The organism is bacterium, from assembly GCA_024742285.1.
Taxonomy (GTDB): Bacteria; Myxococcota_A; UBA9160; order UBA9160; family UBA4427; genus UBA4427.
Map to the genome: position 1 here is coordinate 381939 of JANSYR010000001.1, position 18822 is coordinate 400760.

Here is an 18822-nt window from a genome sequence, read left to right on the forward strand (position 1 = left end):
GTCCGCGAGTAACCGACCCGACCTAGCGTGACGCCTTCGGCAGCTCTACGCGGAAGCGAGACCCACGCCCGAGCCGCTCGACGTCGATCATGCCGCCGTGGTCCTCGACGATCGAGTGGCTGATGCTCAAGCCGAGGCCCGTCCCGCCCGCCCGCAACCGCGTCGTGAAGAAGGGATCGAAGATACGCGGAAGGGTCGTGTCGTCGATGCCGTCGCCATCATCCTCGACCTCGATCACGACCCGATCCCCCTCGCAGGTGGAACGAATCGTCACGCGTCGAGCGCCGGGCGTCTCGATCGCGTTGCAGAGCAGGTTCTCGATCACCTGTTCGATCTGGATGCGATTGGCTTCGATGGGCGCCGTGGGCGCGAGACGTTCGATCGAGACTCGGGGACTCGCCTCGCCGAGGCGGCGGTTCGAGGCGCCCACCACGGCCTCGATGCACTCGTTCGCGTCGAGCGGAATCTTCTCGATCGCTTCGTCGTTCGCGAATCGCTTGATCCCCTTCACGATCGACTTGCAGCGTTCGACGCTGTCGATGAGACAGTCGACTGCCCGCGCTCGTACCTCTTCCGACTCGCCGTCGAGGGCCAGTTCGTCGGAAGCCATCCGGATGGAACCGAGCGGGTTGTTGATCTCGTGCGCGATTCCGGACGCGAGGGTCCCCAGAGCGGCGAGACGCGAGGCGCGGCCGAGGCGCGCATGGGCTTCGGCGAGCTCGCGCGTGCGCTCCTCGAGGACCTCCTCCAGCTCGCGATGCTGATTCATCAGGTGCTCGTGAGCGTCGAGTCGGTCGATCTCGGCCATGGCCCGTGAGGCGAAGATCGCCAGGATCGTCTGCGCCATCTCGTGCCGTTCGGGGGGCAGCGGCTCGTCGTCGAGAACGCAGAGTACGCCGATCGGCTCGCCCGGAGACGCGACGAGCGCAGACCCGACGTAGGACTCGACCCCCATCTGCTCGAGCAGCGTGTCGGATGGGAAGGCATCGCAGACCTGCGCCGGATAGACACAGCAACCCTGCTCGAGGACGTTCTCACAGGGCGAACCCACCAGCTCATACGAGAAGTTGGGCAAGAGGAGGCCGTTCGACCAGGCCGCGATCGTGTCGACGCGCGCCGCGGCGCCCTCGTCCCGGATACGACCGACGATCGCATGGCGGGCGTGGAGAACGGACGCGAGATTCTCTACGAGAGACGAGAAGAAGGCGGGGCCCGTGGAACGGGCGGTTCCCTCCATCAGTGCCGCGAGGACTTCCATCGGAGAGAGGTCCAGCGACGCGCGCTTCATGCGCCGCACTTCGGGAATCGGCGTAGACATTCCAGGAAGATCGCAGGACCCGCCGTTCCTCGAAATTGGGGAAAGACCCCACCGAAGGACTCCACGTCAGGTGGATTCGACGCAGGAGACCGGTCGGTGTGCGCTGCGCCGCGCGGGCGGGCGCCGAGAGCCAAGGGTGCCCCGGATCCGGCGATCCCGAGCTTCGGGAAGAAGCCCGGGAGCGGCGGCCGTCTACATCTCGTTCGCGGGCTCGACCAGCGATTCCGCGAGAGGCTCGAACACGCCGCGAACCGCTTCGGCATTCGGGACGGCCCCCAGCGCCACGACCTGATCGACGCCTGCGTCGCGATAGGCGGCCAGCTCGCTCGCATCGAGCGCGTCGCCGGGCATCACGGTGATCTCGAGCTCGCTCCGCGTGCGTCCGCGCTCCTCGAGGAACCCGTCCAGCTCGCCGAGGAGTGCCACCATCTGCTCCGGCGTCTTCATGGCGGCGTTCCAGCCCTGCCCGTACTCGGCGATCCGTCGAAGCGCCGGCCGGCTCTCCCCGCCGAAGATCAGCGGCGGGTGCGGCTTCTGTACGGGCTTCGGTGCGAAGCGACAAGCGGGCAACGAATAGAACTCGCCCTCGTAGCGCGAGGGATCCTCCGACCAGAGCGCCTTCATGACGGACACGTAATCGTTCGTGCGAGCGCCGCGACGTTCCCAGGGCGTGCCGAGCGCACGCATCTCTTCCTCGAGCCAGCCCACTCCGATGCCGACGTCGAGGCGACCACCCGAAAGGACGTCGAGGGAGGCGATCTCCTTCGCTGCGTAGATCGGATTGCGCTGTGGAAGGATCAGCACGCCCGTCCCGATTCGGATCCGCTTCGTGTGGGCCGCGAAGAAGGAGAGAACCGGAAAAGGGTCGAGGACGTTCGCGCCGGCGCCGCCGGGCATCCGCCCGTCGTCCGAGTAGGGGTAGCTCGGCGCGTACTCGTCGAAGAGGACGGCGTGCTCCGGCACCCAGAGCGAGGAGAACCCACACTCCTCGGCGACGCTCGCCACCTCGATCGCCATCTCGGGGGTGGCGAGGTCCGCGGGGAGCGGAGCGAAGAGTCCGATCTTCATGGAGCCTCTCTGGACGCGGGCCGTGCTGCCCGCGCGGCAACTGACCGGCTAGTGCGACGCCCCTCCGCCCACGTCGGCGTTGAAGGCCGCGTTGAGGATGTCGAACGCGTCTTCCCTCAGGAGCAGGCCCTGACGACGGAGGGAGAACGTGCTCCAGAAGACCTTGCCGAAGTAGGAGAAGCGCCTCGGGTAGAGCTCTTCCAGCTGCGCCTCGGAAAACGGAAAGACCGAACCGCTCAAGAAGCACGCGAGGGCGCCGAACTGATCCAGCGGCGGCGGCAGGGCGGGGTCCGCGAAGTTCATCGATCCATAGGTCGCGAGCGGCGCTTCCATCGAGGGGAGTCGGACGCCGCCGGTCACGTTGCCGAGCGCGTCCCGAACGAGCGCTCCGTCCTGATCGTCCATCACGCGACCGCGCGGGGCAGGCCAACCGAATCGCGCCTGTCGCTCCATGCGTTCCCAGAGCGCGTTCAACACGTTGTTCACGAAGACCGGCCCGTCGGCGGTCGTGTTGATCTCGTTCGCGCAAAGATCCGCGAGCTGGACCGGAGCCGGACCGAAGACACCCGCCGGAATGACCTCGATGTCGATGTGGACGGTGTTGTGCGCCCCGCCGGCCACTTCGTAGTACCGATAGGTCGGTGTGTCGGACTGACGGCCGAACACGTTGAAGCCGAGCGTCTCGAAATCCGTCTGCGTGATCAACTGGTAGACGGGGACCGGTAGATCGGTCCGAACGTTCGTATCGGGGAAGGCCAGGCGCGGGGTGCAGTCGGGAAAGGCCGGCGACTCGTCCTCGCCGCAGATCGGCCCTCCGTTGATCCTGCGCGCGCGGATCCCGGCCTGGACGAAGTAGCCGTCGGTGACGCCCGGCTCGTGGAAGGCGCTCGCGTAGGTGATGACGGACCCGGCCTGTTGGGACTCACCGGCCTGAAAGACTCGCTTGACGCGGTAGGCGGAAGGAATCGGCCCGGCTTCGCCGCCGTTCCTGAGGACGTTCGCGATCTGGCTCATCATCTCGTAGGCCAACCCGTCGTCGGGCAGGCTGAGCGTCGAGTATCGGCTCCCGCAGCTCGGCGGGAGGATCCCGAGCAGACGACACCCGCCGAGCAGATAGTCGAGTGCCTGGTTGGAGTTCGTCACGCCGACGTAGATGATCCCTTCGCGGGCGAAGTATTCGGCGGACGGATCGTAGACGGGTGCCGTGTCGAAGCCGGCGGTCGAGTTCCACCACTCTACGACCACGGTTCCGTTGAACTTGTGCGGATCTGCGGGGCGGCGGACGATCAATCGCGTCTTGTAGGGAAGATCGGCCGCGATCTCGACCAGGTCCGTCGGTCCGGACGGGGGGTCGTTCTGGTAGTTGAACAGATCGGCCGCACCCTCGACGAAGAACTCCTCCTCGACGTAGGCCTGAGGCAGATCGGCGACCAGGCGCGTTCCTGGCACGAAGGCCTCGCCCTGTTCCGTCGGGGGGCGCGTCACCGTCACGGGCGCCGTCGGATCGGCGATGGCCGGAAGGGCGAACGCTACGCCGAGCCCGAGGAGTATCGGGACGAGCAGCGCGATGGTGGAGTCGGAACGAAAGCGGAACATGGCGGCCTCCTTGTGACTTCTCGTCAACGTCGCCACCTTGGCAGCCTGTTCCCCCGAAAGCAAGCACCGATGATGCGCTGCCACGCCCTACAGTCTCGGTGAAGCGGAATCACACGAATGTCTGTTCGATGTCGCGGCTCGGCACCTTCTCCACTCACGACCACTGCTTGCGCCGGCGGTCGATTCGATCGATCTCCGCTTCGTATTCGCCCCGCTCGAAGCGGAACGGGCCGAGCTCCTCGTAGGACCCGCGCCGAAAGCCGTGCCGGCAGGCCCGCCCGCCCTGCAACCCGACCGGGCTCGACGTGAGCCTCGGTGGAACGACCCACGCGCTTCGTGCCGGGCAGCCGATCGGCCATCACTCGATCTCTCATCGCCCGCCTGCCGAGTCCGACGAAGGTCCTCACGGCAACACGCCTCGCGCGTCGAGTCGCGAGCTCGCGATCTCAGCCCTGCGTCGTCGAGAGACGAGACACGATCTTGCGAACGCGACGACCGACCGCTCCCAGCGTCACGCCCGGCCGCGAGACGATCCGAACGAGGAAGCGGAACAGCGACCCGGGACAGAGGACGTCCACGATCAGATGGATTCTCGGCTCATCCGCATCGTTGAACGCCTCGTGGGGCAGTCGATTGTCGAACCACCAGAGCTCCCCCTCACGCATCCGCACCTCTTCCGACTCGGCTCGAAGCCGACTCCCGAGCGGACTCCGCAAGACCAGGTGGTAGCGGTCGCGAAGGTGGTAGTAGAGGCCGCGGTCGACGTGTTGGTACACACGTCCATGCGGGCGCAGCCGGACCAGGGCAGCGCGGCCGACGCGACCGTGCGAACGACGCGTGAGCCGATCGACGAAGGCCTGGACCATCGGGAGCCGTTCGGCGGCGTCCGTCGGGTGACCGAGGTAGCCGAGCGGACGGCGGCGACGTTCGTCACGAAAGTTCGCGGCGCCCGGATGGAGCGTGATCGCGACCGTCTCCGTCTCGCGCTGGACCGCCACCTCGGCCTGGCGACGCGGGTCCGCGGTCCAGATCTCGGGGTGCGCATCGATCTCCGAGAGGATCGCGGCGATGTCGACGTCGAATTCGATCTTACGGAAGCGAGTCGACATGGGCGTGGCGTCTACTCCTGTGGTGCACCCCGAGCACGAGACCGTGCGGAGCGTAGCCGAGCGCCCAGCGCTAGAATCGGCATCGAAGCGGCAACGTCGTGACGGACCGTCCCCACCGGTCGATGGAGCGAACGTGCGGCCGCTCGAATGCGACTCGATGTCTACGCTCCCCCCCGTCATTCTGTTGGGCAACGACTGCCTGACCGGTCTGCAGATCGCGCGCATCCTCTGGCGTCGCGGAGTCCCCGTCTTCGGACTCGCCGATCGCCCGGACTCGCCCTACTGCCGAAGCCGCGCGATCGTCCGAACCGTGGCGGACGGGGGCGAGGATGCGCTCGCCTCCCTTCTCGCGCAGCTTCGAACCCGATACGAGGGGGAGCCGGCCGTGCTTCCCTGCACGGACCGCGCTGCGTTCTTTCTCGCGGAGGCCGCAGGCCGTCTGAAGGGCGGAAGAGCGCGCATCGTCCCTCCGGCAGCGACCCTCGATCGACTCGGTGACAAGGCCGAGCTCCATCTGCTGGCGCAGGATTCGGGCTGGCGCGTTCCGCAGACGTTGATCGTGCACGACGAGCCCCAGCTCGCACTCGCGGCGGATCAGCTGGACCTGCCGCTCGTCGTCAAGCCGCCGCGGCGAACCTCCACCTGGCTCGCGGCGAGCGGAGATCGCAAGGTCTGCCGCTTCGAGGATCGCGAGACGCTGCTGGAGGAAGCGCCTGCGCTGCTGGCGACGACTGACGAGCTCGTCCTCCAGGCGTGGATCCCGGGTTCAGCCGAGTCGAGTCGGGAGCTCACGATCCTCTATGATGCCGACGCGAAGTACGTCGCTTCGGTCGTGATGACGAAGGTTCGGCAGTGGCCTCCGGACATCGGCACGAGCTCGATGGCCCGGGAGATCCGGGACGACGAGATCGTCGCGCACGGCAGGGCGCTCCTCGAGTCCCAGTCCTTCGTCGGGCTCGCGCAGCTGGAGTACAAGCGCGACGAGCGGGGGGGGCCGCCGGTCCTGATCGAGATCAACCCCGGTCGGGCGACGTTGAATCAGCCACTCTGCGAAGCGGCGGGCGTCGAGATGACGTGGGCCTGGTACTGCGCCGCCACGGATCGCCCCCTCGAGCCTGGCACCCTGGACGTGGTCCATCCCGGCGCCGCATGGGTTTGCTGGAAACGCGACCTGCGGGCGGGCTTCCTTGCGTGGCGCAACGGCGAGATCTCGCTTCGTGACTGGTCTCGGTCCTACCGCGGAACGCGCTGGTCGGCGGACGTCTCGATCGACGACCCCCTCCCCTCCCTTGTGGATCTCGCCCGGAAGGCCGTTTCGCTGCTCGGGCGGCGATGGCGGCCGATGACCGAGCGAGCGGCGGCCGGGCCGACGCCATGAACAACGAGGGCCGAACGCTCGTCGTTCTCGTCGGCATCGACCGCCTCCTCGGTCTCCAGCTCGCGCGCATTCTCTGGCGGCGGGGCGACGACGTGGTCGGCGTCGCCGTCGACGAACGCTCGCACTACTGCGCGACCCGGGCGGCGAATCGAATCCTTCCCGCTGCGCCGTTCCTCGAAGATCCCTGTTCGGCGCTCGCCTCGCTCGGCGCCGAAGCAGGCCGTCGGCCGATCCTCATCCCTTGCACGGACGAGTTCGTGTGGTGGCTCGACGCGAATCGGACCGCCCTCACGGAACACGCCGACTTTCTTCTCGCCGACTCCGAGAGTCTCGAACGGCTCTCCGACAAGGCGCGTTTCTGCGAAGAGGCGGGCGCGAGGGGCGAACCGATTCCACGCACGCGAATCGTGACCGATCCAGCGGAGCTGGACGACGCCACGGAAGCGCTCGGATTTCCCCTGATCGTCAAGCCAGCTCGTCGTTCGCCCGAGTGGATGCGCGCGACCGGCGGAGCGAAGGTCCTGAAGATCGAAGACGGCGCCGGGGTCGCGAGTCGAGTGCGACCCCTGTTCGGGGTGGGCGTTCCGATCGTGCTCCAGTCGTGGGTCCCGGGCGGCGACGACTGCATGTATTCAGTCTTCGTCTGCCTCGATCGGGACCATCGACCGGCGATGCCGCCGCTGGTCGTGCAGAAGCTGCGTCAATGGCCACTCGAGACGGGCGTCGGCTGCCTGGCAAGGCAAGTGGAGGCGCCAGATCTGGCGGAGACCGCGCTCCGCTTCCTCGCCGAGCGCGAATTCGTCGGGACGGGTTCTCTCCAGTTCAAACGTGACGCCTCGACCGGACGTTTCCTGCTGATTGAGATGAACACGCGGTTCGCACTCAGCTTTCCGCTCTGCGAGGCCTCCGGGTTGGAAGCGACCCGGATCCACTGCCGATTGGCGGCGGAGGAACAGGTGACGGCCGAGACCGAGATCCCGATCCCGGGACGAAAATGGATCTGCTGGAAGCGAGACCTCGCTTCCGCGTGGGCACTTCGGCGTCACGGGCGACTGTCCGTTGGCGAGTGGATCCGGTCGCTCGCGGGACCGAAGCGATCGGCGGATCTCATGCTGGCCGATCCGATGCCCATGCTTCGCGACGCCCTCGGACGGATCACCGGACGACGCTGACGCTCGAGGCCCCGCGGCGTTCGAACGGAGCCGCTCTCCGGAACGCCCAGATGGCCGGGCAGGTCTTTGCGGTATGTCCCGAAGACGGTCGCTCCGCATCAGGAAACGGGGCTCGCAGATCGCGGGAAGAACTCGCTGCTCAGCGCGCCCGCAGGCGAGCCTGGAGCAGCATCCGCGTATTCCGCTGGCTCAGCTGCGTCGACCAGCCGATACCGGCTGCCGACCCTCGCTCGAAGCGATCGCGGCCGTACGAGAGGCGCTGGTTGTCGTCGGTTACCCGGGGCCCGCCCGCGCTGATCGCGCGGATCTCGTCGGCGTCGAGCAGAATCTGCTTCTCGATCTGGGCGAGTGAGTAGTCGAGCGGAATCGTCGCTTCGGAGAAGTCCCACGGCTCGAGGCCGCCGACCAGGACGCCCGTCTTCGTCTCGGGATCCTGCCACAGGCGCGTGTAGGGGAAGAGCTCGGCGAAGCTTCCGATGATCGCCAACGTGTCCGTCTCGCTGATCAGATGAATCGGGAGCCACTGTGCGGCGACGCCGCCGATCGCGAGACGATCGCGCACGAGCTCGTAGAACTCGGTCGAGTAGAGGTGGTTGCTGCCCGCGAAGTTGGGGGGCATCGGCTCGAGCGTGATCAGGTCGAAGCGTTCTTCGGTCCGGCGCAGGAACGCGCGGCCGTCCATCACGGTCGTCTCGACGCGTGCGTCTTCGAGGACGCCGTCGTTCGTCGAGAAGAGCGGAGCCGCGTCGAAGACGGCGGCGTTCAGATCCACGACGTCGAGGTGTCCCGGGCCGTGGTCCCGGACGGCGTCCGCGGTCTGCCCGGTCCCCATGCAGATCACGAGGGTTCGTTCGAGGTTCCTCGCAGCCAGGGCCGGGAGATGCCCCATCCAGGGCATGTAGCTGCTCGAGCCGTGTTCGAGCGACGCGATGAAGCCGTCGATCACGAGCAGGTGGGTCCCCTCGACGTCGACGACCCAGGTCGTGGCGTCCGCGCCTTCACGCACGAAGTCGACCTTGCCCTCTTCGGGCCAGCCGTGGCCCTGGACGCGATAGCGACCCGAGCTCTCCTCCATCGAGAGCGCCGCGCCGAGCCCGACCACCGCGGCGAGCCCGGCCGCCACGACGCTCCGGCGTGTGCGGGACGGGTTGAGCAGCGTCGCGCCGCAGATCGCGAGCCCGACCAGCCAGCTGGCCCGGGTCGCACCGATCGAAGGCAGGAGCAGGAATCCGGCGACCAGCGAACCGATCACGGCCCCCGCCGAGTTCACGATGTAGAGCCGACCGCTCCCGCTCGTCGAGGCGTGGGTCGCGAGCAGAGAAGGAAAGATCGTTCCGAGGAGCGCGGCGGGGATTCCGGTCAAGGCCAGGACCCAACCGAACCGCTGGACTCCGAGCTCGACCGAGAAGAGCGTGGGCGCCACTGATTCGAAGAGGGTCGGGACCGTGAATCGATCGAGGGCATCGATCAAGGGCGTCGCGACCAGGATCGCCCCACCCGCCACGGGCAGGACGAACGCGACCACGTCCCGATCGCGACGACGCGCGAGGCTCGCCAGGGCGGCGCCGATCGAGAGGGCGGTCAGGAACGCCGCGATCGTGACGGCAAACGCCTCGGTCGTCGACTGCAGCGCGGCGCGAATCGATCGGAACCACGAAACCTCGAGGGCGAAGATCGCCGCGCCGCTCAGGAAGGCGAGAGCCAGCACGCGCGGCGCGGGCCAGGCGACGTCGCGCTCCACTTCGGCGTCGTCCCCTTCGCCTCCGACCCATAGCCCAAAGACACCGACGGCGAGATTGAGCGCCGCCGCGACCCAGGCCGTGCGGGTCACGCCCACTTCCGGCAGGACCAGGAAGGTCACCGCCAGGATCCCGACGACGGCCCCGGCCGTATTGAGCGCGTAGGCCGTCGCGACGCTGGTCCCCGCGCGCCGCGCCGCCGGCGCGATGATCGGGATCGTGGCGCCCATGGCGGTCGCGGGAATGATCAGGATCACGAACGTGCCGGCGAGACGGACGAACGGGGCGAGCGCCGGCGCGCTCCGCCAGACCCCGACGTCGAGCGAGGCCAGACCGGCCAGCAGCGGCGGAACGGCCAGGCTCGCCAATCCGATCACGACCTCGGCGATGCCATAGGCGCGGAGCGGTCGCTCGAGTGCCCCCGCGCGGGCGAGCCGCGCCGCCAACCAGCCGCCGAGACTCATGCCCGCCATCATCGACGCCAGAGTCACCGCCGTCCCGTAGGCCGACACACCGAGCGCGAGCGCCGCGTGGTGCTGATAGAGGACTTCCCAGCTGAGACCGGCCGCCCCCGAGACGAGAACGGCCGCGAGCAGTGGGAACGCGGTGAGCGGCGGACGCGCGGATTCGGACACGGGCGTAGGGTAGCTAGTTCGGCTCCCCTCGCTCGATCCGGAGACCGGCCGTACTCGTCACCGCAAACCGTTTCGCTAGCGTGGTCACGACGGAGAATTCCTTTCTTCTCGAGGAGTCCGGTCGTGGTCGAGCTGGTCTACGAGATCATCGAGAACCCCGCCTATCGCCACATCCTCCTCAATCACCTCCCGATCACGGGTCTGGCGGTTGCGACGTGCGTCCTCGCCTGGGGCCTCATCGAGAACCGCTGGCGCTCGATCGCCTTCGGCCTCGTCCTCTGCGCGGCCATGTCGGCGTCGGCGATCTTCGTGCTCCAGTCCGGCGACGCAGCCTACCCCCTGCTCTTCGACGAGCTCGATGGCCCGGGGCAGGCGTGGCTCGACGACCATGCGGAGCTTGCGGCGCGATGGGGCCGGTTGATTCCGGCGAACGCATTGTTGGCGCTCGTCGTCCTGGGAATCGGATGGCGAAGCGAGGCCTGGCGCCGCCCTTCGGGACTCGCCGCCCTCGTGGGTTGCACGATCAGCCTGGGCGCCGCCGGCGTGATCGCCTCGGCCGGCGGCCACGTCCGCCACCCGGAATTCCGCGCCGCGGCGGGCGACTCCGCGCCCGTCGCCGCGCGGGAGTCGGAGCCCGCCGGGTCCCGCGTCGGAATGCGACGCCTGACCGAGGCCCAGTACCGCAACGTCGTCGCCGACGCCTTCGGCCCGGGCCTCGAGATCGCGGGCCGCTTCGAGCCGGAGAATCGACGCCACGGCCTGATTGCCGTCGGCAGCGCGCAGGCGACGATCACGGCGAGCGGCTTCGAACAATACGAACGCATGGCGATCGAGATCGCGCGACAGGCGCTCGAGCCGGACCGGCGCGAGGCGTGGCTCCCGTGCCGACCGCAGGCGGCGGATCGCCCGGATCCCGAGTGCGTCGAAGCGATGCTCCGCGAGGTCACGCCCACGCTCCTTCGTCGCCCCATCGACGAGCGGGATCTCCGCGGACGGGTGGCGCTCGCGACGGAGGGGACCGAGACCTTCGGCGACTTCTGGATCGGCGCGCGCGCCGCGCTCGCGAGCGTGATGATCGCGCCGGACTTCCTCTTCCGCGTCGAGACCGGCGCGCCGGACGCCCTCGGCGACGGAGAGGAGACGCTCTCCGCCGCGAGCCTGGCGTCGCGACTCTCCTTCTTCCTCTGGAACGCTGGTCCCGACGCCTCGCTGCTGGAGGCGACCCTGAGCGGCGCCCTCGAGACGCCCGAAGGCTATGCCGCGCAGGTCGATCGGATGATCGCGTCGCCGCGCTTCGAAGCGGGCGTGCGGGCGCTCTTCTCGGACATCTTCCAGTTCGACGGGTTCGCCGATCTCGCGAAGGATCCCGTTCGCTATCCGATCTTCACTGCGCGCGTCGCCGAACACGCCCGAGAGCAGACGCTTCGCACGGTCATCGAACACCTGGTGGTACGCGAGGGCGACTACCGAGCGCTCTTCACTTCGCGAGAGAGCTTCATGACCCGCATTCTCGGCCCCGTCTACGCCCTGCCCGTCCGCGCCGAGAGCGGGTGGGAGGCCGTGACCTTCGGGGCGGGGAGCGGTCGCGGCGGTCTTCTCACCCACGCCAGCTTCAACATGCTCCACGCCCACGCGGGGCGGAGCTCGGCGACGCTACGCGGCCTCTTCATCCGAGAGGCGCTGCTATGCGAGCGCGTCCCCCCGGCGCCCGCCGACGTCGACTTCGGTCTCTTCAACGCCGACGACAGTCCGGAACACCGGACCGCCCGCGATCGCCTGGAGGTGCACTCGACGAACGCCTCCTGTCGCAGCTGCCACAAGCTGACCGATCCGATCGGTCTCGCCCTCGAACCCTTCGACGGCATCGGTCGCCAGCGCGCGTCCGAGAACGGAGCAATGATCGACCCGAGCGGCGACCTCGACGGCCTCGATTTCGCCGACGCGCCAGGGCTCGGTGCCGCCCTGGCGGATCACGACCGCCTCGGCGCCTGCCTCGCGCGTCACGCCTACCAGGCCGCGATCGGCCGCGCGGCGAAACCGTCGGAGCGCCGATGGCTGCGGACGCTCGAGGCCCGCTTCGCCGAAGCCGGCCATCGCCTCGCCCCGCTCATCCGTGAGATCGTTCACGCGCCGGGCTTCCGGGCTGCGCCCACGGCGAAGGCGCCGACGACCTCGCTCGCGGGCGCGAGCGGCGCCTCGGACTCGATCGGAGAAGCGTTATGATGGAGCGGACGACGCGAGGGAAAGGTCTGGCATGACTCGACTCCTCACACGCAGGACGATGCTCCGACGGACGCTACGCGGCAGCCTCGGCGGGGTCGGCCTGAGCCTCGCCCTCCCCTATCTGGACGTCTTCCTGAACGGGAACGGAGATGCCCTCGCGGCGACCGGCGCGCCCCTCCCGACGCGCTTCGGCACCTGGTTCTACGGCTGCGGCATGAATCCGGACCGCTGGAATCCGACCGCCCCGGGCCGCGACTTCCCGCTGACGCCCGAGCTCGAGCCGATCGGGCCGGTACGCGATCACGTGACGGTGCTGAGCGGATTCAGTGTCCTGCTCGCCGGCGAGACCAACCACGTCCATCGAACCGGGGTCTTCGGCACGCTCACCGGCGGCGCACCGATCACGACGACCGAGGTCGACGGACCGACCCTCGACGTGCTGATCGCCGACACGATCGGCGACGCGACGCGCTTCCGATCCCTCGAGATGGCCGCGAACGGGATCGCCAAGGACAGCTACAGCCTGCGCAGCGAGAATGCCCGCAACGCCGCGGAGCCGACACCGCTCTCGCTCTACTCGCGGATCTTCGGACCGGGCTTCGCAGATCCGAACGCGGGTGAGTTCACGCCGGACCCGCGCACCCTGCTTCGCAAGAGCGTACTCTCGGCAGTGACCGAGGACCGCGCCCGGATCGACCGTCGACTCGGGCAGGCGGACCGAGCGCGCCTCGACGAGTACTTCACGTCGCTCCGCCAGCTCGAACGTCAGCTCGAGATCCAGCTCTCGGCGCCGCCGCCGCTCGAAGCCTGCCAGCCGCCCGACTCTCCGCCCGGCTCTCCCGCCGAGGCGCCGGTCTCCCAGGACGTCGAGCACGTCGCCCACAATCACGACCTGATGGCCCGGATTCTCGCGCTGGCGCTCGCGTGCGACCAGACGCGGGTCTTCAACCTCGTGTTCTCGGCCGGCGCCTCACGCCTCCACACGGTGGGCAGCCCCGACACCCATCACACGCTGACGCACGAAGAAGCGAAGGACGAGTCCCTCGGCTACCAGCCCAAGGCGACCGCGTTCGTCATGCGGAGCATGGAAGCCTGGGCCCGGTTCGTCTCGACCCTCGCGAGCGTGCGGGAAGGCGACGGCACCCTGCTCGACCATGCCGTCGTGCTCTGCCATTCCGAGACGTCGGACGCGAACAGCCACAGCGTGACGGGTCTCCCGATCATGCTCGCCGGAACCGCCAGCGGTCGGATCCGGAACGGTCTCCACGTCCAGGGTGCCGGCGATTCCGTCGCGCGCATCGGCCTGACCCTTCAGCAGGTGATGGGCCGTCCGGTTGCGCGCTGGGGCTACCGCGCGAACGAGACGTCCCGCCCGCTTTCCGAGATCCTCGCATGAGCCACCCCGACCGAGGAGTCCGCATGTCCCGACATCGATCGATCGAGTCCACCCGATTCCTCGCGACGCTCGTCGGCGTAGTACTCACCCTCGCCACCTCTGCGGGCTGTGAGCGCGGAACTGCCGCCGAAGACGCATCGGCCGACGCCACCCCCCGCGTACGCGGCTACGTCATGGCGCGGTGGTGGGACGAGATTCCCCATGACGAGCCCGGCGAATGTCCGGAAGGACTCAACGTGACCGAGGTCGAGTACTTCCCCGAGCAGTGGCAGACCTACATGGCGGAGCGGACGCGGGTCCGGGAGACCGAGGGGCGACACCTCGAGTGGGATCATCCGCTCCTTCCGCCGGACGCCTGCCAGGATCCGTTCGCGCAGCCGGATCCGGGCTACCGGACCCTCGACGGACCGGCGCGCGTGGCCGGACTCGACCTCGACGGCGTGGAATCGACCCTCGCGGACGCGTCGAGCGCCCGATGCGCCCACGACGACTTCGTCGACCCGTCGGGCGTGCGCGGAATCGACAATCAGCTCTGGCGACTGATGGGTTGCGTTCGCGGCTATCGCCCGAACGACCTGATGGACCGGCTCCACAAGGCGAACACGATGATCAAGGAGGGGGGCTACGCGATCCTGATGGAGATCGCGGGGATGGACGACCCGGTGAACGACGATCACGTGGAGGTCCAGTTCCTCTCGTCGGCCGCGCCCGTCTCGCTGAACGCGCTCGGCGAACCGATGGAGCACGTCAGCTTCGACGCCCACGCGGACACCACCTACCACAACGCCGTCGCCACGGGCCGGATCGTCGACGGTGTCCTCACCACCGATCCGGTGGATCTTCGTCTCAAGATCAAGCAGCAGACGCAGGACAATGCGGTCTTCTACCGGGACGCACGGATCCGGGCGACCGTCCTCTCCGACGGCCGGATCGAGGGCGTTCTCGGCGCCTACTGGGACAACGAGAATTTCTGGTCGATGATGAACGACCACATGATCGGCGACCGTCACCAGGGCCGGAACGCCGCCTTCAACCGCGGCTTCATGTGCGCCGGCCTCTACCACGCGATCCCCCGCGTCGCGGACGGTCACCCCGATCCCGAAACGGGGGCGTGTACTTCGATCTCGACGGCGCTCCATTTCGAGGCGAAGCCGGCGTTCGTCATCCGTCCGACGCTCGCCCTGTCCGGAGATCAGTAGAGCCTTCCCACCCATGCCGACGATTCTCGCAGTGGACGCGCATCATCACCTCTGGGACCTCGGCGTGTCGCACTACCGCTGGCTGCACCCGAATCCCGACGGCGACCCCTTTCCCGACTTCGAGAAGATCTGTCGCGACTACACGATCGCCGACTACCGGGCCGACCTCGCCGGATGTGACGTCGTGAAGTCGGTCCACGTGCAGGCGGAACACGACGCGGACGACCCCGTGCGCGAGACGGAATGGCTCCAAAGGGTCGCGGACGACCCGGACTCCGGAGGCTTCCCCCACGCGATCGTCGCCGGTATCGACCTGTCCCGACCCGACTTCGAAGGGGTCCTCGAGGCGCAGGCGGGCCACGCCAACGTCCGGGGCGTGCGCCAGATCCTCGACGCGCATGCGACGGCCGCGTCGGGGGACTCCGCGGAAGACGCACTCGCCTCTCGGGCAGCACAGCTTCGCGACGAGACGTGGCTCCAACACTTCGGACTGCTCCGACGCTTCGGTCTCTCCTTCGACCTTCAGCTCTTCGCCTGGCAGCAGGACGATGCCCGCGCTCTGCTGGAGCGCCACGACGACGTCCAGATCGTGCTCAACCACACGTTGATGCCTTTCGATCGGTCGAACGAGGGGATGGCGCTGTGGCGGCGGGGCCTCGCGTTCTTCGCGCGCCATCCGAACGTCGCGCTGAAGATCTCGGGCCTCGGCATGGCTCCGGGCGGTTGGGATCCGGCCGCCAACCATCGATTGATCCTCGAGGCGATCGAGGCCTTCGGGACCGACCGATGCTTCTTCGGCAGCAATTTCCCGATCGACGGGTTGGTGGCGAACTATCGCTCGATCTGGTCGACTTTCCGGGACGCGATCGATCCGCTCTCGGAGGACGAGCAGGTCGCAATGCTGCGCGGCAACGCGGAGCGCGTGTACCGGATCTGACGCGAGCGGCGAACCGAAGGGGAGCGAGACGATGAACGAGATCGCGATTCGAGGAGGAACCGTCGTCGACGGAACGGGCGCGCCCGCCCGCCGGGCGGACGTCGGGATCCGTGACGGCCGTGTCTGTGAGATCGAGGAGTCCGTTCGAGGCAGCGAAGAGATCGACGCGAGCGGTCGACTCGTCGTCCCGGGATTCGTCGACATCCATACCCACTACGATGCGCAGGTTCTCTGGGACCCGAGCCTCGAGCCGTCGAGTCACCAGGGGGTGACGAGCGTCGTTGCCGGCAACTGCGGCTACAGCATCGCCCCCACGAAGGAACGCGATCGCGCCTCGCTCATGCGGACCCTCGACAAGGTCGAGGACATGCGGATCGCGACCCTCGAGGCCGGCGTCTCCTGGGATTTCGAGAGCTATGGCGAGTACCTCGACCTGATCGAAGGCCGCGGCCTCGGAATCCACTTCGGAGGCTACGTCGGACACACCCCCGTCCGTCTGTACGTGATGGGCGACGACGCCTACGAACGGGAAGCAACGGAATCCGAGATCGAGGAGATGAAGCGGATCGTCGCCGATTCGATTCGAGCGGGCGCCCTCGGCTTCTCGTCCGATCGGGCAGGGTTCCACCTCGGCGACGGGGGCCGCCCGGTCCCCTCCGTCGTGTCCAGCCAGGCGGAGGTCGAGGCCCTGCTCGGTGTCGCGGGCGAGATCGGCCAGGGCGTCCTCCACGTCGCCGCAGGCGAAGCGTTCGACTGGGTCTACGACGTCCAGCCGCGAATCGGCCGCGTCTTGAACTGGTCTTCGATCCTGACCTACCCGGAAGCCTGGAGATCCCGCGCGCCCTGGCGCGAGAAGCTCGATCGACATCTCGCGGGCCGCGCCACCGGTGCCGACGTCTCCGTTCAGGTCACCTGTCGACCCATCGTGCAACGGATCGTGATGCGGGAACCGACGTCGTTCTATCAGATGCCTTCCTTCCAGGCGCTCGTCGCGACGCCGGAAGCCGAGCGGGAGAGGGTCTTCGCCGACCGCGACTGGCGAGCACAGGTCGTCGCAGAGTTCGAGTCCGGCGATTGGATCGATCCCGGATGGGCCACGTTCACGATCGCCGAGTCCGAGGTACACGCGGAGCTCATCGGTCGCTCCGTCCTCGACCTCGCGCACGAACGGGGCGGAACGCCCTGGGACGTCGTCTGCGATCTCGCACTCGAAGAGGATCTCGCGACGCGCTTCGAGATCGTCTTCGCCAACGACGACCTCGAAGGGGTGAGCGAGCTCCTCCGAGGCGAAGGCTGCGTCCTCGGCCTCTCGGATGCCGGAGCCCACGTCGGCCAGATCTGTGACGCAGTCATGCCGACGGACTTTCTCGCCGGCTGGGTGCGCGACCGATCCCTCATGTCGGTCGAAGCGGGGATTCGAAAGGTCAGCGGCGAGGTCGCGCGCGTGGCCGGTCTCGCCGACCGCGGAACCCTCGAGGTCGGGCAGGTTGCCGACGTGGTCGTCCTCGACTGGGAGCGACTCTCTCCGGGACCGGAGCGACGCGCCTTCGACTTCCCGGCCGGCGGAGAGCGCCTCACCGCGGATGCACCGACCGGGATCGAGACCGTCCTCGTCGCCGGCGCAGCGACGCGTCGGGAGGGGAAGTCGTGCCTCGGTTCGCTCGATCGTCTGCCGGGACGGGTCCTTCGCAGCGTGCCGGGATGAAGGCCTCGAACCCGATGGACTCCGGCAAGGGCCCTTCTTCCGCACGGAGCGCTCGATGGCGACGTTCGCCCTGATCCACGGCTCGATGCACGGCGCCTGGTGCTGGCGGGATCTCGAGCCGGCACTCGCGAAGCTCGGCCACCGGTCCCTCTCGGTCGATCTCCCCTGCGAAGACCCGCTCGCAGGTCTCGACGAGTACGCGCGAATCGTCATCGACGCACTCGAAGCCGCGCCGAGCGAACGCGTCGACGGAGAGCCGCTCGTCTTCGTCGGCCATTCCCTGGGAAGCCGAACGGTGCCGGTGGTCGCCGACCGCTATCCGAGCGCTCGAATGGTCTTCCTGTGCAGCGTGCCGACGCCGCTCGGCCCGGTCGACCCCGAGCGGTTCGCGGGCATGGTCACTCCCGACTACGCGCAGGCGACCTTCGAGTCCCGGGCCGATGGCACTCGCCGGATCGCCGCTGAGGACGCCCGCGAGCTGTTCTTCCACGATTGCGATCCGGGAATCGCGACCTGGGCCGTGGACCGACTTCGCTGGCAGGGCGACCGCCCCCTCGCGGAACCCTCTCCGCTCTCGCGCTGGCCGGAACGCCCGACGCAGGTCGTGCTCGCCCTCGACGACCGGGTCGCGCGACCCGAATGGCTCCTCGACGAAGCGCGTCGGTGGATCGGCGGGGGGGCGCCCATCACGATGTCGGGCGGGCACTCGCCCATGCTCGCTCGGCCCGAGGCTCTCGCGGAGATCCTGGTTTCGACGCTCCCCGACTGAGCGCGATCGGGCGGGGTCGACGTCCAGCCGGGACACCCGGCCCCACCGCTACGGCTTCACCTCAATCCGCCGTCGCTCCGCCGGTGAAGTTCTCGCGGTCGGTGTAGGTCCCGGGCTCTGGCCAGTTGGCCGACTCCGTCTCGCAGATCCGCTCGCGAAAGCGCCAGCGACCGTCGGGACAACGGACGAGCAGATCCCGATAGCGACCGAACGCCATGATGTCGGGGGCCCCGCCCTGCTCGCCGCCCGTCGAGTTGACCGCCAACCAGAAGCTCTCCGCTCTCGCGGTGTCGCCGTCGACGCGGATCAGGATCTGCGAACAGACGTGCTTGGCGTAGATGGCAGGCGGTCGCGGGTAGGCGGCGATGTACGCCCGGAGCTGCTCGTCTCCCTCGACCCGATAGATCTCTGCGAAGTCTTTCTGCGCATCGTTCACGAGGAAGAGCGCGTCATCGGTGAAACAGTCGCGCCAGACCACTTCTTCTCCGTAGTCCATCGAGTGCGCGTAGAGATCCATCGTGTGGCGAATCGCCCGCTCGATCTCCCAGTCGGGCAACACGCCGACGAAGTCCTTCATG

The 18822-nt window shown here is 68.3% G+C and carries 14 protein-coding genes; 8 read left to right on the forward strand and 6 right to left on the reverse strand.

Annotated elements, in window-relative coordinates; genetic code table 11:
- Positions 1-22 precede the first annotated feature (22 nt).
- From NXI30_01725 to NXI30_01740, 4 genes are all read right to left on the reverse strand, one after another.
- Positions 23-1318, reverse strand: a complete 1296-nt coding sequence (locus tag NXI30_01725; protein ID MCR9092912.1) for an ATP-binding protein — start codon at positions 1316-1318, stop codon at positions 23-25.
- Positions 1319-1510: 192 nt separating this feature from the next.
- Positions 1511-2386: an LLM class F420-dependent oxidoreductase gene (locus NXI30_01730; GenBank protein MCR9092913.1), complete on the reverse strand. Its 876-nt coding sequence runs from the start codon at positions 2384-2386 to the stop codon at positions 1511-1513.
- A 48-nt stretch (positions 2387-2434) separates the two neighbouring features.
- On the reverse strand, positions 2435-3982 hold the full coding sequence (locus tag NXI30_01735; GenBank protein MCR9092914.1) for an alpha/beta hydrolase domain-containing protein: 1548 nt from the start codon (positions 3980-3982) through the stop codon (positions 2435-2437).
- Positions 3983-4428: 446 nt separating this feature from the next.
- Positions 4429-5091 (reverse strand): aspartyl/asparaginyl beta-hydroxylase domain-containing protein, encoded by a 663-nt coding sequence (locus tag NXI30_01740; protein ID MCR9092915.1) that lies wholly within the window; start codon positions 5089-5091, stop codon positions 4429-4431.
- 157 nt (positions 5092-5248) lie between these two features.
- Here NXI30_01740 and NXI30_01745 point away from each other — a divergent pair, with 157 nt between their 5' ends.
- Both NXI30_01745 and NXI30_01750 read left to right on the forward strand, forming a co-directional pair.
- Positions 5249-6469, forward strand: a complete 1221-nt coding sequence (locus NXI30_01745; protein ID MCR9092916.1) for a hypothetical protein — start codon at positions 5249-5251, stop codon at positions 6467-6469.
- Positions 6424-7641, forward strand: a complete 1218-nt coding sequence (locus NXI30_01750) for a hypothetical protein (protein ID MCR9092917.1) — start codon at positions 6424-6426, stop codon at positions 7639-7641. Before NXI30_01745 ends, NXI30_01750 begins: the two co-directional genes overlap by 46 nt.
- Positions 7642-7780: 139 nt before the next feature.
- Here NXI30_01750 and NXI30_01755 read toward each other — a convergent pair whose 3' ends face one another.
- Positions 7781-10015 carry a fused MFS/spermidine synthase gene (locus tag NXI30_01755; protein ID MCR9092918.1) on the reverse strand — a complete coding sequence of 745 codons (2235 nt, stop codon included), beginning with the start codon at positions 10013-10015 and terminating at the stop codon, positions 7781-7783.
- A 123-nt stretch (positions 10016-10138) separates the two neighbouring features.
- Here NXI30_01755 and NXI30_01760 point away from each other — a divergent pair, with 123 nt between their 5' ends.
- Genes NXI30_01760 through NXI30_01785 form a run of 6 tightly spaced genes read left to right on the forward strand, consistent with a single transcriptional unit; the run spans position 10139 to position 18244 of the window.
- Positions 10139-12238, forward strand: coding sequence for a DUF1588 domain-containing protein (locus tag NXI30_01760; protein MCR9092919.1), 2100 nt, complete (start codon positions 10139-10141; stop codon positions 12236-12238).
- Between the two features lie 31 nt (positions 12239-12269).
- Positions 12270-13634, forward strand: coding sequence for a DUF1552 domain-containing protein (locus NXI30_01765; protein MCR9092920.1), 1365 nt, complete (start codon positions 12270-12272; stop codon positions 13632-13634).
- 23 nt (positions 13635-13657) lie between these two features.
- Positions 13658-14833 carry a hypothetical protein gene (locus NXI30_01770; protein MCR9092921.1) on the forward strand — a complete coding sequence of 392 codons (1176 nt, stop codon included), beginning with the start codon at positions 13658-13660 and terminating at the stop codon, positions 14831-14833.
- A gap of 13 nt (positions 14834-14846) precedes the next feature.
- The gene (locus NXI30_01775) at positions 14847-15770 is read left to right on the forward strand and encodes an amidohydrolase family protein (GenBank protein ID MCR9092922.1); all 924 of its coding nucleotides are present in this window, start codon (positions 14847-14849) and stop codon (positions 15768-15770) included.
- Between the two features lie 31 nt (positions 15771-15801).
- Positions 15802-17475 (forward strand): amidohydrolase family protein, encoded by a 1674-nt coding sequence (locus tag NXI30_01780; GenBank protein MCR9092923.1) that lies wholly within the window; start codon positions 15802-15804, stop codon positions 17473-17475.
- 55 nt (positions 17476-17530) lie between these two features.
- Complete coding sequence (locus NXI30_01785; protein MCR9092924.1) at positions 17531-18244, forward strand: alpha/beta hydrolase; 714 nt, start codon at positions 17531-17533, stop codon at positions 18242-18244.
- 61 nt (positions 18245-18305) lie between these two features.
- Here NXI30_01785 and NXI30_01790 read toward each other — a convergent pair whose 3' ends face one another.
- Positions 18306-18821: a nuclear transport factor 2 family protein gene (locus NXI30_01790; protein MCR9092925.1), complete on the reverse strand. Its 516-nt coding sequence runs from the start codon at positions 18819-18821 to the stop codon at positions 18306-18308.
- Position 18822 lies beyond the last annotated feature (1 nt).

What these genes read in the sequence shown, in the direction of transcription:
- NXI30_01750 (MCR9092917.1), top strand. Translation starts at nt 6,424, where the DNA reads ATGGCGGCCGATGACCGAGCGAGCGGCGGCCGGGCCGACGCCATGAAC.
- NXI30_01735 (MCR9092914.1), bottom strand. Translation starts at nt 3,982, where the DNA reads ATGTTCCGCTTTCGTTCCGACTCCACCATCGCGCTGCTCGTCCCGATA.
- NXI30_01780 (MCR9092923.1), top strand. Translation starts at nt 15,802, where the DNA reads ATGAACGAGATCGCGATTCGAGGAGGAACCGTCGTCGACGGAACGGGC.
- NXI30_01730 (MCR9092913.1), bottom strand. Translation starts at nt 2,386, where the DNA reads ATGAAGATCGGACTCTTCGCTCCGCTCCCCGCGGACCTCGCCACCCCC.
- NXI30_01725 (MCR9092912.1), bottom strand. Translation starts at nt 1,318, where the DNA reads ATGTCTACGCCGATTCCCGAAGTGCGGCGCATGAAGCGCGCGTCGCTG.
- NXI30_01785 (MCR9092924.1), top strand. Translation starts at nt 17,531, where the DNA reads ATGGCGACGTTCGCCCTGATCCACGGCTCGATGCACGGCGCCTGGTGC.
- NXI30_01770 (MCR9092921.1), top strand. Translation starts at nt 13,658, where the DNA reads ATGTCCCGACATCGATCGATCGAGTCCACCCGATTCCTCGCGACGCTC.
- NXI30_01740 (MCR9092915.1), bottom strand. Translation starts at nt 5,091, where the DNA reads ATGTCGACTCGCTTCCGTAAGATCGAATTCGACGTCGACATCGCCGCG.
- NXI30_01765 (MCR9092920.1), top strand. Translation starts at nt 12,270, where the DNA reads ATGACTCGACTCCTCACACGCAGGACGATGCTCCGACGGACGCTACGC.
- NXI30_01745 (MCR9092916.1), top strand. Translation starts at nt 5,249, where the DNA reads ATGTCTACGCTCCCCCCCGTCATTCTGTTGGGCAACGACTGCCTGACC.
- NXI30_01775 (MCR9092922.1), top strand. Translation starts at nt 14,847, where the DNA reads ATGCCGACGATTCTCGCAGTGGACGCGCATCATCACCTCTGGGACCTC.
- NXI30_01790 (MCR9092925.1), bottom strand. Translation starts at nt 18,821, where the DNA reads ATGAAGGACTTCGTCGGCGTGTTGCCCGACTGGGAGATCGAGCGGGCG.